Raw genomic sequence first — 15070 nt, 5'->3', positions numbered from 1 at the left:
GTAAAAAGAGCAGTATTGTTACGCGCTTTTTGTACTGACGCGGCACGAGAATACATTTCAAAGCTGCGGATTCTCCACCCAGCTTCACGCAGCCAGGGGCAAAAATAAATGCCTGTAAGACGGGCATTTATCTGGCAGTAACAGACTGGATATAATGTTAATAACTTGTGTAATTATTTTATATTATTAACTAATTTTTTAAATTTTCTGTGTTGCCATACTTGCATGGCATTCTTCAAAAATTACAGTATGCCTTGCCATATGGGGATGATTTTTATCCCTTGTTGAGCAGCTTGGCGGCAAAGGCCGCAGCGCCAAAACCGTTATCGATATTGAGGGTGGCCACGCCGGGCACGCAGGTACTGAGCATGGTTGAAAGCGCCGCAAAGCCTCCTGCTCCGATGCCATAGCCCACAGATGTGGGCACCGCCAGAACCGGGCAAGACACAAGTCCCGCCAGCACTCCGGGCAACGCTCCTTCCATACCGGCCACCGCAATGATGATGCGCGCCTTGCGCAGGGCTCCCACATGGGTTGTAAGCCTGTCGAGGCCAGCCACGCCCACATCTGTTATCAAAGCGCATTCCTTGCCCCAGAACGCGAGGGAACAGTATGCTTCAAGCGCAACGGGAAGATCCGCCGCGCCTGCGGTAACTACAATAACTTCGCCAGCAAGCGGCCAGGGAGCCTTCATGGCCTTGGCAAAACCTGATGCGCCACCCAGGGAAAACAGGCGGGCGTCGGGCCAGTATTGACCCACTGAAAAACGTTCTTCAAGCAGTGCCGCCTGCGCAGGAGTAACCCGGCTGACCAGCACCTCTCCGTGCTGGGCCAGACCTTCAACAGCCGCCATCAGTGCGTCATCGCTCTTGCCCTGGGCCAGAACAACCTCGGAAAGGCTGGTGCGCAGGGCACGTTGCGGGTCAAGGGTAAGGCCGTGCAGCGTGTTACGCACAGCTTGCGTCCCCAGAAGGTCCAGAGCTGTTTCGGGCTTCAACCCGCCAGCGGCCACTTGTTCCAGAATTTTCAGTAATTGGATGTTGGACATGTCTTTATGTATACGGCACGCTTCGGATATTGTCAGCATTGTTGTATGGTCATTTCTGGAGCATTTTCAGAGCCAGCCAATGCTTGCAGAGCCAGCAGCTTTGCCGTGCATGACGGCCCGCTTCACAGGCGTGAAACCAAAAACAGTGTGTCCGTGACAGCTCTGCCGTATTGCAAACCTGTACAGTTTTAATGTCTTTTGGCGTCAGTTGGTTGCATTGTATCGCGCTACACGGTAAGAAAAATTCATGTTGACGCGCCGTCTGCTATTTCTTACCCCTGCCCAGGCTGTAACCACGGTCTTTCCTGCCCTGCGTGATGCCGGGTACGAGCTTGGTATTGCTGAAAATCTCAAGGGCGCTTCTGTATTTGTCCGCAAATCTGGCCCCGGGATTATTTTTGCGCGTCCTTCCCTGCCCGGCTTTCGGGTGGAAGATCTTTTGGCCGTGGGAGCCGAAGATCCCAATTTTCCTCCTGTGATAGTTATAACCGACAAGGGTACAGCCGAAGAAGCCGAGCGCCTCATGAGTCTTGGTGCCCAGGACTACTGGCTGGAGCCTCTTGATGTGGAACGCATTGTGGCTGTTGTCCGTTCCTTGGGCAATGGCGCGGCATCCCGCAAGGCGGCAGCGCCTTCGACGTCCACTTTAGGCGGGCGAAAACCCCACTATGTGAACACAACCGGGCCGCGCATTGTGGGCAGACATCCGGCTATGACCAGGGTGCTGCAACTGGCGCGTCAGGTTGCCGGTTCAAAAGCCACGGTGCTTATTACCGGGGAATCGGGCACGGGTAAGGAAATGTTCGCCCGCTACCTGCACGCCATGAGCAAACGCGGCGACAAGGCCTTTGTGGCGGTCAACTGCGCAGCCCTGCCGGAACATCTTCTTGAAAGCGAGCTTTTCGGTCATGAAAAGGGCGCTTTTACCGGGGCCATAGCCCGCAAGCCCGGCAAATTTGAGCTGGCTGACGGCGGCACCCTGCTGCTGGACGAAATTTCTGAAATGGATATGGCCTTGCAGGCCAAGCTGTTGCGCGTGCTTCAGGAGGGCGAGGTGGACCGCGTGGGCGGCACGGAAACGCTCAAGGTGGATGTGCGCGTGCTGGCCACCACCAACCGCGATCTTGAAGACTGGGTCAAGCAGGGCAAATTCCGTCAGGACCTCTATTTCAGGCTCAATGTCATTCCCTTGCGCCTGCCCTCATTGCGCGAACGCTGTGATGACGTGCTTGAGCTGGCCCATTTTTTCATGGATATGTATGTGCGCGAATACCAGTTGCCCCAGGCTGCCCTGTCGCAGAGCGCCGTTGACTGGATGCGCGGCTATGATTTTCCCGGCAACGTGCGCGAGCTGCAGAATTTGATGGAGCGCGCCGTACTTTTGGCCAACGGCCGCCCCATAGAACCACGCCACTTTTTGCTGGAAAATGACGACTGGCCATTGTTTGAAGAAGACGAGGCGGAATTTGTTTCTGACGAAACGCCAGTGGACGCAGCCGAATTTGGCGCAACACGGCCTGTTCTGAACACGGAACATTCGTCTGATGCGGCAGGTACGCATGACGCTCGAGAAGGCGCATACGTCACGCCACAGGCCTCTGAAAATGTATCCGGCGGTGCTGTGATACCTTTGCACGAAATGGAGCGCATAATGATCCTCAAGGGCCTGGAAGCCACATCGGGCAACCGGACCCAGGCCGCCGACCTTTTGGGCATTTCCGTACGCACTCTGCGCAACAAGCTCAACGAATACCGCGCCGCAGGGCACCCCATCGACTAACACGACCATTTGCATAAAAATAAAGAAACCCCGGTCAAACCGGGGTTTCTTGCCTCTGGCGAACCAGCGCCGCATCATTGCCGTATCTGCCAGTGCTTTCTTTGGGGTATGGATAAAAGGGCAATGATAAGGAGCGCGGCGTTAAGGGCCGGAAGAATGCCTCTTTCAGAAAACTGTTTACTGCGGCCTGTGCCATAAGCCTGCCAGCATTTTTCCGTTAAAGCCTGTTGGCAAACGCCGGGCCATTGCCCTTTTCTTGTGCCATTTCCCGAAAATCTAAATTCTAGCAGCCGTTGTTGATGGTGCAGCAGGATTTTTTGAGTTTTTCGTACAGCCAGGTGAAGTCCAGGGTGCCCCGCTCTTCAATCCGGCGCAGTTTTTCCAGTCCATCGGCAGTGATTTTTTCAGCCTGCGCAGCCAGTTCTTCAGCTTCTTCGGCGCGCACGGCCACGATGCCGTCGTCATCAGCCACAATTATGTCGCCGGGGTTTATGACCACGTTACCAATACTGATGGGCACGTTTATTTCGCCGCAAGTGTCCTTGTAAGGACCGTTTGGTGAGACGGAGCGGGCGTATACGGGAAAGGGCAGCTCTTTCAGCGCACGCGCATCCCGCACGGCTCCGTCGATAACAAATCCGGCCAGACCACGCTTCATGGCCAGATTGGCCATGATTTCTCCGCAGACAGCACGTTCATCATACGCGCCGCACGACACCACAAGCACGTCGCCGGGATTGGCATTGTCGACTGCATAATACAGCAACAGATTTTCGCTGGCAGGCAGGTTCACCGTGTAGGCCGAACCAAGTATGCGGCTGACGCCCAGGGGCTTGAGGGCTGACGGAAAGGCGGCGTTACGGCCCAGGGCATCACAGATGTCGGCAACCGCGAGGTTGGCATACTGATTTATTATAGCAGCAGGCAGGCGGTCGAGATGGCGGTTGATGACAAAACGCATGAATGAGCCTTAGCGGAGCTTTTGTTGAAAATTTTGCGCCCATCCGTCGGTATGGCGAACGATGACGGATGGGCGCACTCAATTGGGCATGGAGGAGTGAGTTGCCCTACTTGCCAGGTTGCGGCGCGGCAACCGGGGAAGCATTGTCGATGACGTCGAGATCCACGTCCTTGTCCAGCAGATCTTCCACATCAACCTTGCCACTGAGCACGAGGTTGGCGCGGTCAAGATCAATGGACTTTTCCCAGCGGCCGATGGCCACGGTGGCCACACAGTTACCGATGAGGTTAACCACGGCTCGCATTTCGTTAAGAATGCGGTCAATACCGATAACCAGGGTCATACCGACCACAGGAATGATATTGGTGGCCGACAAGGTAGCTGCCAGAGCGATAAGAGCCGCGCCGGCAACGCCTGCGCCGCCTTTGGAGGTCAACAGCAGGACGAGCATCAGCGTGATCTGGTGCTGGAGATCCAGATGGATGTCCATAGCCTGGGCGATGAAGGAAGCGGCCATGGTAAGATAGATGGCAGCGCCGTCAAGGTTGAAGGAGTAGCCAGTGGGGAACACGAGGCCCACAACGGACTTCTTGATGCCGAGGGCTTCCATCTTTTCCATGCTGCGGGGCAGAACGGCTTCAGTGCTGGCGGTACCAAGGGTAATGAAGATTTCTTCCTTCATGTACTTGATAAGCTGCCAGATGTTGATGCCGGAGAATTTGCAGACAAGGCCCAGAATGATGATAACGAAGAGGGCGCTTGTAATGTAAAGGCAGGCCACAAGCTTGCCCAGTGAGGCCAGAGCGCCCACGCCGTACTTGCCGATGGTAAACGTGATAGCGCCGAATGCACCGATAGGCGCAAGCTTCATGATCAGGTTAACCACACCAAGGAAGGCGTTGCTGAAACGGTCAAGCGTGCCGAGAATGGCCATCTTGGGCTTTTCGCCCATGTGGGAAAGGCTCATGCCGAAGAGCACGGAGAACAAGAGCACCTGCAGGAGATTACCTTCAGCAAAGGCACCCACCACGCTGTGGGGGATGATGCCCATGAGGAATTCCTGGGTGGTCTGCTGTTTGGCATGCGCGAACTTGCCCAGAGCAGAGGCGTCCATAGTGGCGGGGTCGGCATGAATGCCGGCGCCGGGCTGGACGAAATGCACAACAACAAGGCCGATAAGCAGTGCAAGAGTCGTGACAATTTCAAAATAAAGCAGTGTTTTACCGCCAACGCGACCAACAGCCTTAAGGCTTTCCATACGGGCAATGCCTACGGCAACCGTACAGAAGATAACGGGCGTAATGATCATCTTGATCAAATTGATGAAGACGTCGCCAAGCGGTTTGAGTTTTACGGCAATATCAGGCTGAATGAAACCAAACGCAATGCCGAGGACAATACCCAAAAGCACCTTGAAATAAAGAGAAGAAAATACTTTTTTTGACATAGTTACCTCAAACACAGGTAGTGTATGGGGGGGGCGCCACCAGCTTGCGGCATTGCATTTGGCATTGCGCCCGAAAGGACGAAGGGCCGACGCCGGGTTTTTTACCGGCGTCGGCTCTTAAGTAATCCTTTATGCGCTTTCGTACAGACGGGTCATGATAAATTCGCGATGACCCAGAGCTTCAGCGGCGGTGTTACGGCCGTTGCAGGTGCGAACGAGCATTTCAAGCAGCATGTCGCCAGCCTGATCCATGTTGATTTCGCGGCGCAGCAGGCCGGAAACGTCCACGTCGACGTGTTCGTTCATGGTGCGCACGGTGCGGGGGTTGGCCGACAGCTTGATCACGGGCAGGATGGGGTTGCCGATGATGTTGCCCTGGCCAGTGGGGAAGAAGTGGGCCACAAATCCGGAAGCAGCGCACAGGGTAACCATTTCGGCTGCGGCGGAAGAGGAGTCCATGAACCACAGGCCGGGGCCGGTGGGGGTTTCGGCCTTGTCGAGGCAGCCGATGACCGGAGCCTTGCGGCCGATCTTCTGGATGTTGCCAAGAGCTTTTTCTTCGATGGTGGTCAGGCCGCCTTCGATATTGCCCTTGGTGGGCTGGGAGTCGCAAAGGTCGTTGGTCTTGTTGTCGTCAACAAGCTTGGCGTAGCGGTCAAAGAAAGCCTTGAACTTGGAGCGCACGTCGTCATTGGCACAGCGGGCCATGACCAGGTGTTCGCCGCCCGTGATTTCGGTGGTTTCACCGAACAGGGTGGTGGCGCCGGCTTCCCACAGTTTGTCGAAAGCGTTGCCAACGGTGGGGTTGGCGGCAATACCGGAAGTGGTGTCGGATTCGCCGCACTTGGTGGAAACCCACAGTTCGTCAAGGCTGCATTCGGTGCGCTGCAGTTCGGTGGCGTAGTGGACAAATTCTTTGGCTTTGAGGGAAGCGGCGCGGATGGTTTCCAGGTCGCCGTGCTGTTCAATGCCGAAGCCCACAACAGGCTTGCCGGTTTTGGCAATGCCGTCAACCACGCGCTGGGTCCACACGGGCTCGATGCCGATAACGACAACGGCGGCCACGTTGGGGTTGCTGCCCGTGCCGATCAGGGTGCGGAAATGCAGGTCAAGGTCTTCACCGAACTGCAGGCGGCCGTAGGCGTGGGGCAGGGCCATGGTGCCCTTGATGTTGTTGGCAACGGCTTCGCAAGCGGCGTTGGAAAGGTCGTCCAAAGGCAGAATGATCACATGGTTACGAATGCCCACGCGGCCATTTTCGCGGCGGTAGCCCATAATTGTCTTATTCATTGGTTTACCACCTCTTGGTTTTGACGTTGTGCACATGCAGGTGCTCGCCACGCTTGATGGGCTTGACCACCTTGCCGATGTCGGTGCCGTATTTGATAACGGTGTCGCCTTCAGCAAGATCCTGAAGGGCAATCTTGTGACCGATCGGAATGTCGCTCAGAGTTTCAAACACCAAGGTGGTGTCGCCGTCCATTACCCAGCCGTTGAGTTGGTCGCCCTTCTTGACGCCTTCAACCACGACCACGCCGACGCTGTCGCCGGGTTCATGCACCACAAAGTGGGTTGTCATACTTGTCTCCTTGGATAGTATGGTAGTAATAAAACGTAAATTGATGTACAAGAGATCTCTAAATTGCATACTTTTTATGCGTAAATGCATTTGCTGTGTAATTAAATACTAGACAAAAATCTTGTATTACACCGCATATACAATTTGATCACTTGTTGTACCCTAGTCTTGACCAGGTATAAGCAAGGTGCATGCCAAAATAGTAGAAAGGTGGGTAATCAGCGCCATATAAGGATTTTTTTTCACAATGTTGATTGGTTGACCAATTAATAATGCCCATTTTGGGTAAAACTGCTTGTATTTGGGCAACGGAATGATTAAATATGGGCAGAGGTGAGTTATGCCCTACGAGATTTCAGCAGACGGTTTGAGTAATCCTTCCCAGACAGTAGGCCAGGTTGTGCATCACCTGGCCCGGCTGGTTGTGGGAAAAATGGACCGTAATGCTTTTTTTCGCATGCTATCTAAACAGCTGCGCGTTTTGTTTCACTATGACCGTTTCTGCATCAATCTTTATGATGCCGAGAGAGAATTTCTCAATCTTTTTACGGCAGCCGACGGCACAGTGGTGGAATCGCTCTCCAACACGCGTATTGCCCAGAACACGGTGGCCGGGCTTGCCATCGCCTCGCGCAAGCCCGTGGTTATCAATGACCTGGCAAACCACGACTTTGGCGACTCTCCCATGCCCCTTTCTACAGTAGGGCTCAACTCCACCATTGCCCTGCCCCTGATTATCAGTGGCGAAGTTATCGGCACGCTGCACGTATCCTTTGTGAAGCCGCCGGAAAACATCGTGCAGATCCTCAATGTTCTTTTGGAATTGAGTCCGGTGCTGTCCAGCTTTCTTTTTGCCGTGCTGTCTGAAGAACGCCTTGAAAAAGCCCGCGCCGCGCACGCTACCCTGCCGCAAGCGCCCGACGTTGACACCACGGGCAGTATCCTGCTGTCGTCCAACCTGCTTGAAACCCCTGACATGCACAGGCTTATGGCCCTGGCCCGCAAGGTGGCCAAGCTGCATATATCGGTAATGATTGTTGGCGAAACGGGCACAGGCAAAAGCATGATGGCCCGCTGGCTGCATCGTCACAGCCCGCGCCGGGGAAGCAACTTTGTGAAGGTCAACTGTCCTTCCCTGCCCCCTACCCTGTTTGAAAGCGAAATGTTTGGCTATGCCAAGGGGGCTTTTACTGGAGCCACCAGCAAACGCATGGGCCGTGTGGAGCTGGCGCAGGGCGGGACGCTTTTTCTGGACGAAATAGGCGAACTTGCGCCCGAGATGCAGAGCAAGCTTTTGCAGGTGCTTGAAGAAAACTCTTTTGAGCGTGTGGGCGAAGCTTCGCCCATTGGCGTTGATATCCGCGTCATGTCTGCCACCAATATAGATCTTGGGGCAGCTATGGACGAAGGACGCCTGCGCCGAGACCTGTATTATCGCCTCGGATCAGTTGTGCTGCGCATGCCGCCTCTTCGTGAAAGAAAGAACGATATTCCCTTGTTCGTTGATCATTTTGTGCAGCAATTCGCCAAAGAATACGAAATAACGCCGCCAAAACTTTCTCGTTCTGTTATGGAAGCGCTGTATGAGCACCGCTGGCCCGGCAACACGCGCGAACTGCGCAACGTGGTAAGCCGCCTGCTGCTGCAAACTCTGGACGGCCCTATTACTGACAATTTCGTAGCAGAAGCCCTGCATCTCTGGAAAATTCCGGCAGAGGGCATTGTGCCAGGCCCAACAGTTCCGACGGTCACGTCGCCCCCTGGCCCGCCTTCCGGCGGTTGGCAGGTGCCTATTGTGCCTCAGTCAGCAGCAGAAAATGCTGGTGGCTTGTCGGTTTTACCCACGCTTGAAGAAAATGAAAAAGCGCACATTGAAAAGGCGTTGCGCCTCAGCGGAGGCAAGCTTTCCGGCCCTGGCGGCGCCGCAGATCTACTTGATGTGCCGCGCTCGACCTTGCAGCACCGCATGCGCAAGTTGGGCATACAATAAGGGAAACGCTGAGTTATTCCGTTTGGCAAGGCGCGACCTTTTTTTGAAACAGTCGAGGATGGAAGAGTCCACTCCTGCTTCAAAAAAAGGTCGCGCCTTGCCAAACGAAATAACTGCGCGTTTACAGGAGGCTCTTTAATCAGTGCTTCCTAAGACGAGCAGAAGCCTTTTCCGGCGATTGCTCAGTCTTTCTTGAGTTTCCACCAGATTGCGCATATGATGCCGCTCTACGTCAAAAGCAATTATGCATTCCGGAGTCCGCATGCTTGAGTATATCCGCGATAAATCACAGTCCCTGGGCGTCAAACTGGCCTTTGTGCTCATCATCCTCGTCTTTGTTTTCTGGGGCGTGGGCAATTTTAACGACCGCAGCGCGGGCACCCTTGTGGCCGTGGTTAATGGCGACGCCATTACCATGCGTGAATTTGAATATGCCTACCGCAATGCAGAAGAAAATCTGCTGCGCAACGACCCCTCGCTCACCCGCGAGCAGCTGAAGGAACAGCAGCTGGGCCGTCAGGTGCTGCGTGATCTTGTCACACAGGTGTTGCTGTCGCAGGAAGCGGCTCGCACGGGCGTAACAATTACGCCTCTGGAACTGCGCATGGCCATCGGCGGCATCAAGAGCTTCCAGAACGAAAACGGGCAGTTTGATCCCAACGTATACACCCGCGTGCTGGCAGCACAGCGTATTGCCCCTGCACAGTTTGAGCAGGACACCTCGCGCGACATGCTGCGGCAGAAGATTTACGCTATGGTGACGGCTCCTGCCTGGGCTGATCCCGCCGAAGCGCAGAAGCGTTTTGAATTTTTGCGCGAAAAGCGTGATGTGGACTACATTTTTATAGATTCCGCAGAGTTCGCCCCTTCCATCAAGCCTACTGAAGCGGAAGTGGCCGACTTCTACGAAAGCAATAAGGCGCAATTTGCCGTGCCCGCCAAGGCAGATATCTCGTATGTTCTGGTCAATCCTCAGGATTTGGTAAAAGCCAGCAGCATCAGCTCCGCCGACGCGCAGAAATGGTATGAAGACAACGCTGCCCGTTTCGAGCAGAAAGAAGAAGTTAAGGTCGCCCATATTCTTGTGCCGCTGGCTGAAGACGCGTCTGCAGACGAAGTGAAAAAGGCCGGGGATCAGGTTGCCAAGATTGAAGCTGAGATCAAATCCGGCAAAAGTTTTGCCGCAGTGGCCGATGAGCACAATGGCCCCAACGCCGCCGGCCCTGGTGGCGAACTTGGCTGGGTCAAACGCAGCATGACGGTCAAACCCTTTGAAGACGCCGCTTTTGCTCTGGACGCGGGCAAGGTTTCCGCTCCGGTGCGTACCCAGTTTGGCTTGCACATCATCAAGGTTGAAGAAAAGAAGGCTGGCGGTCTGCCGCCCTTCAAGCAGGTCGAAGCCCAGGTGCTGGCGGCCATGACTCAGGAACAGGGCGTGGACAAGCTTCACGACGTGGTCGACAGCCTTGTTGAAGACAACATTCTTGGCCGCCCCCTGAAGCAGGGCGCGGAAAAGTATGGCCTCAAATGGGGCGATACCGGTCTGCTTTCAGCGGCAGAACTTGAGAAAACGCTGGGCGTCACCGCCGCTGGCGCGGCGACCCTTGTGGGCACCCCCGCGGGCAATCCTGTGGACTCGGCCCTTGAGGCCGGAAAATCCTATGTGGTGGCCCGTGTGATCAAATCCGAACCCGCGACAACAGCTCCCCTTGAATCCGTAAAGGACCAGATCGTCAAGGTGCTTGTTGCGCAGAAAGCGCTTGTGGCAGCTATGGATGCGGCCGCGCAGCTGCGCAAGGAGCTGGATGCCGCTCCGCTTGGCGCAGCGGGCCTCAAGGGCCGCGAAATCAAAAACATCAAGGGCGTGGAGCGCAACGGCGGCCTGGCAAGCTTTGCTCCCGATACGGAAATGGCCGCAGCCCTGTTTGAAGCCAAGGCCGGGCAATGGCTGCCCGTGGCCTACGCTGTTGAGGGTGATAACGGCGCTGGCGCTGTTCTGGTGCGTGTTAAAGGCGTGCAGGCTCCCGACGCTGGCGAATGGGATATGGTCAAGGACATCATGGGCAACGCCGTTACCCGTGACCGTGCTGACGGCCTGTTTGAAATGTTTATGCAGCGCCTTGCTTCCGGCGCCAAGATCGAAGTGTACAACGAAGATTTTGTTGACCGGAAGAACATGTAATAACGTTTCGACTGTCTGACAGAGGATATTTGCGTGCGGATGAAATACCGTAGAATCCCTGACAGGCTTGAAAAAAAAGGCTTTCGCGCCTGATCCGAGAATATTCTGGCCGGAGCCGCTTGACGGCTCCGGCCTTGTTTGTCAGAGCAAGGCATGTTGTCATGATTGGCCGGGGCAAACAGGCCCTGACAAAGAACGGCAATGACGTTTGAGCGCCGTGGATTTTCGCGGTGCCGGAGGCACGGTCTTCCGGCGGTATATAAGGAGGCACGTTATGTGCGGCATTATCGGTTACGCAGGACACAGACCAGCTGTTCCCGTTGTTGTGGAAGGGCTGCGCAGGCTTGAATATCGCGGCTATGACTCCGCTGGCGTGGCCTTTGTGCGCCAGGACGACATCCATGTGGTGCGTGCCATGGGCAAACTGGCGGCGCTGGAAGAAAAGCTCGCCCACGAGTCTGTTACCACGCCTACCTGCGCCATGGGGCATACCCGCTGGGCCACGCACGGCGTGCCCGCCGAGCGCAACGCGCACCCCCATTGCAGCAACGACGGCTCCCTGGCCATCGTCCACAACGGCATCATCGAAAATTATCAGACGATCAAGGCGGAATTGACAGGCAAGGGCTACACCTTCACTTCAGAAACAGACACAGAAGTGCTGGTCAACCTTATTGCCGAGCGCCGCAAAACTTCGCCCGACCTGTTGCACGCCTTTGCCACCGCCCTGCGGGAAGCCCACGGCGCTTACGCCGTGTGTCTTATGGACAAGAACGAACCCGGCGTTATATACGCCGCGCGTATGTCCGCCCCGCTGATCTTCGGACAGGGAACAGGTGAAAATTTTGTTGCTTCGGACATTCCTGCCTTTCTGCCCTACACGCGGAAAGTGGTTTTTCTTCAGGACGGCGATCTGGTGCGCGCCACGGCGAGCAGCTACGAAATCTTGCGTCTTGAAGATCTGAGCCCTGTTAGCCACGAAACCCAGACCATCCAGTGGGACATGCAGGCTGCCCAGAAGGGCGGCTACCGACACTTTATGCTCAAGGAGATCTTTGAGCAGCCGCGCGTCATTTCTGACGGCCTCACGGGCCGTATGAACGATGATAAGAGCATGGTGCGCCTTGCAGAGCTGGATGACCTGCCCGTGCCCAAACGCCTGCACATCGTGGCCTGCGGCACGTCCTACCATTCGGGCCTGTGGGGACGCCTCTTGCTGGAGCATTGGGCGCGCGTGCCCGTGCAGGTGGAAATAGCCTCGGAGTTTCGCTATCGCGATACCCTGCTGCTGGACAAGGACGATATGGTGCTTGTCATCAGCCAGAGCGGCGAAACTGCCGACACACTGGCGGCCCTGCGTATTGCAAAGCAGAACGGCGTGACCGTGCTTGGCCTGTGCAACGTGGTGGGTTCGTCCATTGCGCGCGAAGCTTCGGCCGTGCTCTACACGCAGGCCGGGCCGGAAATCAGCGTGGCCTCCACAAAGGCCATGTGCAGCCAGATGCTCATGCTGACCCTTATGGCTCTGTATTGGGGCACGCGTAAGGGCTGCCTGTCTGTGGAAGAAAGCCGCAACAATCTGCAAATACTGGAAAATCTGCCTGCTCTGCTGGACGGCAGTTTGCCCGCAATGCATGAGCGTGCCAAGGAAATCTCACGCAAATATGCCCAGGTAAACAATTTCTTCTATCTGGGCCGCGGGCATTGCTATCCTCTGGCTCTGGAAGGCGCGCTCAAGCTCAAAGAGCTTTCCTACATTCATGCCGAGGGCTATGCGGCAGGCGAAATGAAGCACGGCCCCATCGCGCTTATTGACCCGAGCTTCCCCACCTTTGCCCTGGCGCTGGACGATGCCCTGTTGCCCAAGGTGAAATCCAATATGGTCGAGGTTCAGGCCCGGCAGGGACAGGTTATAGCCCTGACCAACAAGGGTGTGGAGCTGGATGCCGAGGACCGCTGGGATATTCCGGCGCTGCCTGGCCCGCTTTCGGCTTTTCTGGCGCTTCCGGCGCTGCAGCTGTTCAGCTACGAAACTGCGGACTATCTTGGCAAGGACGTGGACCAGCCGCGCAACCTGGCCAAGAGCGTGACCGTCGAGTAATTTGCAGTTGCCATTGGCGTATTGTGAAGCCCCTGTTTCAGGGGCTTCTTTTTTATGGAGAAATGCCAAATTTATGAAAAACAGGAAATACGAAGGAGATCTTTTAAATAAAAAAGTCTTTTGCTAGGATGCCATAAAGCTTTTCTGCACTTGTTGCGAAAAGTTTTATAGAGGATGTAAAGGCGCTGCCGCCAATAAGGTTACAGAATGGAAAAACTGGCCAAAAGAAAAATTCGCGTATTCTATTACGTAACAGGGTTTCTGGCGCTGTTGGCCCTTTCTGTGGCGCTGTCGGTGCCCTATTTCATTTCGGTTCGCAAGCAGTTTGATATGATGGTCGGCGAATCCAGGACGCGCATATTCAAGGAAAAAAAAGACACCCTGGCAGAAAGGGTTGAAAGGGTTGTTGCCGAAATAGAAGCCATACGCCTGACTGTGTACAAGGAATACCAGACTTTGGCCGAAGCCCAGTGCGCCATGCTGTCTGCCCTTAAAATGAGCACACAGGACATTATAAATGGCTTTGACCCCAAAGTGACCAAGCGTACCACCCGGTTCGTTTTGCACAACACAGGCATTGGTCTGGCCGTTTATGACCGTGAAAGCCAGAAAATTCTATGGACAGACGAGGATGCCCTTGTGCCCAAGCTGCTTGTTGAGTTCAAGCGCTCGCAGCAGGGGCCGTCGGAAGAATTTCCTGTGTGGGCCGCCAGTAATCTCGGCGATAACCGTATGGTTGCCATTTTTGCTGTCAGGGAGGCCATAGACAATATCGCCAAAAGCCGCAGCATCGCCATTGTGCGCAGCCTGCGGTTTTCACTTAATCAGTACATTTGGATTAACGGTGTTCGCAATTACAACGGCGGGGCAGACTATGCCGTGCGCGTCGTGCACCCGTCGCTGGTAGGTGATGAAGAGGTGCTGCTGTCCACTGAAACCGCCGACCCTGCGGGTAATCTGCCCTACAAGGAAGAGCTGGAGGGCGTGCTCAAGCACGGGAGCGTCTATTTTACCTACCAGTTCAATAAAATCCATTCGGACGAAGTGACTGAAAAACTCGCCTACGCCCAGCTGTACAAGCCCTTTGACTGGATTATATGCACCGGCATTCACACTGACGATATGGTGTCTCTGGTGGCAAAGCGTGAGGCTGATTTCGATAGGGCTTTCAAAAATCAAATATCTTCCTACGCCAAAATAATTTCCATCATCAGCCTGCTATATATAGGCATGATGGTTCTTTTCGAGCGCAGGCTCACCAGCATGGTCAATATTTTCATCGGCAAGCTCAAGGAAGACGAGGCCGAGCTGAGGAAGGAAAAAAACAAGCTGGATGATGCCTATCGTGAATTACAGCGGGTGGCATACAGTGACTTTCTTACCGGCCTGCTCAACCGCCGGGCCATGTACGAAAGGCTGGAAGAGGAGTTTTCGCGTGCTCAGCGGGACGGGCTTCAGTTTTGCCTTGTACTGGCAGACATTGACCACTTCAAGTCCGTCAATGACACCTACGGCCATAATACGGGCGACGTGGTGCTGAAGGCCATTGCCGAGATTTTTCGCCAGAATATTCACCCCGAAGACAGCGCCTCGCGCTGGGGCGGCGAAGAGTTTCTTATTCTTGCCCTTTCAAGCTCACTGAAAGAAGGCCTGGTTCTGGCAGAAACCCTGCGTCAAACAGTGGAAAGCACTACGATTCACGATGGCGACATCGCCATCAACACCACCATCACTTTGGGAGTGGTGGAGTATGCTCCGGGTAAATCTTTCGACGCTCTCATCAAGGAAGCGGACTTTTATCTTTATGCGGGTAAAAAGCGGCAAAGAAATTGCGTCATGTCCAGTGAAAGCTCAGGCGAAGCTCCACTAAAAATATGATGGGCAGGGTATTTAGAGCATATATGGCCCCGCCCTATGGTCAAGGGAAAATAGACTTTGGAAATTCGTTCGGATGCTCGCATATATACGGCGTCAGCCTAGTA

10 protein-coding genes are annotated in these 15070 nt (G+C 54.9%); 5 read left to right on the top strand and 5 right to left on the bottom strand.

Annotation, left to right across the window (positions count from 1 at the left end):
• Positions 1–274: 274 nt before the first annotated feature.
• Entirely contained in the window at positions 275–1048 is a 774-nt protein-coding gene (larB, locus tag HNQ38_RS10060; protein ID WP_183720174.1) for a nickel pincer cofactor biosynthesis protein LarB, read from the bottom strand.
• A 247-nt stretch (positions 1049–1295) separates the two neighbouring features.
• Between larB and HNQ38_RS10055 the strand changes: the two genes are divergently transcribed.
• Positions 1296–2828, top strand: a complete 1533-nt coding sequence (locus tag HNQ38_RS10055) for a sigma-54 dependent transcriptional regulator (protein ID WP_183720171.1) — start codon at positions 1296–1298, stop codon at positions 2826–2828.
• 283 nt (positions 2829–3111) lie between these two features.
• Here HNQ38_RS10055 and HNQ38_RS10050 read toward each other — a convergent pair whose 3' ends face one another.
• The 4 genes from HNQ38_RS10050 to HNQ38_RS10035 all read right to left on the bottom strand — a co-directional run bounded on the left by HNQ38_RS10050 (position 3112) and on the right by HNQ38_RS10035 (position 6815).
• Entirely contained in the window at positions 3112–3789 is a 678-nt protein-coding gene (locus HNQ38_RS10050; protein ID WP_183720168.1) for an RraA family protein, read from the bottom strand.
• A 106-nt stretch (positions 3790–3895) separates the two neighbouring features.
• Positions 3896–5236: a C4-dicarboxylate transporter DctA gene (dctA, locus tag HNQ38_RS10045; RefSeq protein ID WP_183720165.1), complete on the bottom strand. Its 1341-nt coding sequence runs from the start codon at positions 5234–5236 to the stop codon at positions 3896–3898.
• A gap of 129 nt (positions 5237–5365) precedes the next feature.
• Complete coding sequence (locus HNQ38_RS10040; RefSeq protein WP_183720162.1) at positions 5366–6526, bottom strand: UxaA family hydrolase; 1161 nt, start codon at positions 6524–6526, stop codon at positions 5366–5368.
• 4 nt (positions 6527–6530) lie between these two features.
• Complete coding sequence (locus HNQ38_RS10035) at positions 6531–6815, bottom strand: UxaA family hydrolase (RefSeq protein ID WP_183720159.1); 285 nt, start codon at positions 6813–6815, stop codon at positions 6531–6533.
• Between the two features lie 367 nt (positions 6816–7182).
• On the opposite strand from HNQ38_RS10035, the gene HNQ38_RS10030 reads away from it, so the two are divergent.
• The 4 genes from HNQ38_RS10030 (at position 7183) to HNQ38_RS10015 (ending at position 14966) form a co-directional block, all read left to right on the top strand.
• Entirely contained in the window at positions 7183–8805 is a 1623-nt protein-coding gene (locus tag HNQ38_RS10030; RefSeq protein ID WP_246388103.1) for a sigma-54-dependent Fis family transcriptional regulator, read from the top strand.
• A 262-nt stretch (positions 8806–9067) separates the two neighbouring features.
• Positions 9068–10987 (top strand): SurA N-terminal domain-containing protein, encoded by a 1920-nt coding sequence (locus HNQ38_RS10025; RefSeq protein WP_183720153.1) that lies wholly within the window; start codon positions 9068–9070, stop codon positions 10985–10987.
• 274 nt (positions 10988–11261) lie between these two features.
• Complete coding sequence (glmS, locus tag HNQ38_RS10020; RefSeq protein ID WP_183720150.1) at positions 11262–13088, top strand: glutamine--fructose-6-phosphate transaminase (isomerizing); 1827 nt, start codon at positions 11262–11264, stop codon at positions 13086–13088.
• A gap of 207 nt (positions 13089–13295) precedes the next feature.
• Positions 13296–14966, top strand: a complete 1671-nt coding sequence (locus HNQ38_RS10015; RefSeq protein WP_183720147.1) for a sensor domain-containing diguanylate cyclase — start codon at positions 13296–13298, stop codon at positions 14964–14966.
• Positions 14967–15070: the final 104 nt, after the last annotated feature.

Source organism: Desulfovibrio intestinalis (assembly GCF_014202345.1).
GTDB lineage: Bacteria > Desulfobacterota > Desulfovibrionia > Desulfovibrionales > Desulfovibrionaceae > Desulfovibrio > Desulfovibrio intestinalis.
Note: the sequence above shows the minus strand (reverse complement) of the source record. Positions and strands in the feature narration are given on the sequence as shown.

Excerpts from the sequence above, each read along its gene's own strand:
- HNQ38_RS10055 (WP_183720171.1), top strand. The coding sequence starts at position 1,296 with ATGTTGACGCGCCGTCTGCTATTTCTTACCCCTGCCCAGGCTGTAACC.
- dctA (WP_183720165.1), bottom strand. The coding sequence starts at position 5,236 with ATGTCAAAAAAAGTATTTTCTTCTCTTTATTTCAAGGTGCTTTTGGGT.
- HNQ38_RS10015 (WP_183720147.1), top strand. The coding sequence starts at position 13,296 with ATGGAAAAACTGGCCAAAAGAAAAATTCGCGTATTCTATTACGTAACA.
- HNQ38_RS10050 (WP_183720168.1), bottom strand. The coding sequence starts at position 3,789 with ATGCGTTTTGTCATCAACCGCCATCTCGACCGCCTGCCTGCTGCTATA.
- larB (WP_183720174.1), bottom strand. The coding sequence starts at position 1,048 with ATGTCCAACATCCAATTACTGAAAATTCTGGAACAAGTGGCCGCTGGC.
- glmS (WP_183720150.1), top strand. The coding sequence starts at position 11,262 with ATGTGCGGCATTATCGGTTACGCAGGACACAGACCAGCTGTTCCCGTT.
- HNQ38_RS10035 (WP_183720159.1), bottom strand. The coding sequence starts at position 6,815 with ATGACAACCCACTTTGTGGTGCATGAACCCGGCGACAGCGTCGGCGTG.
- HNQ38_RS10040 (WP_183720162.1), bottom strand. The coding sequence starts at position 6,526 with ATGAATAAGACAATTATGGGCTACCGCCGCGAAAATGGCCGCGTGGGC.
- HNQ38_RS10025 (WP_183720153.1), top strand. The coding sequence starts at position 9,068 with ATGCTTGAGTATATCCGCGATAAATCACAGTCCCTGGGCGTCAAACTG.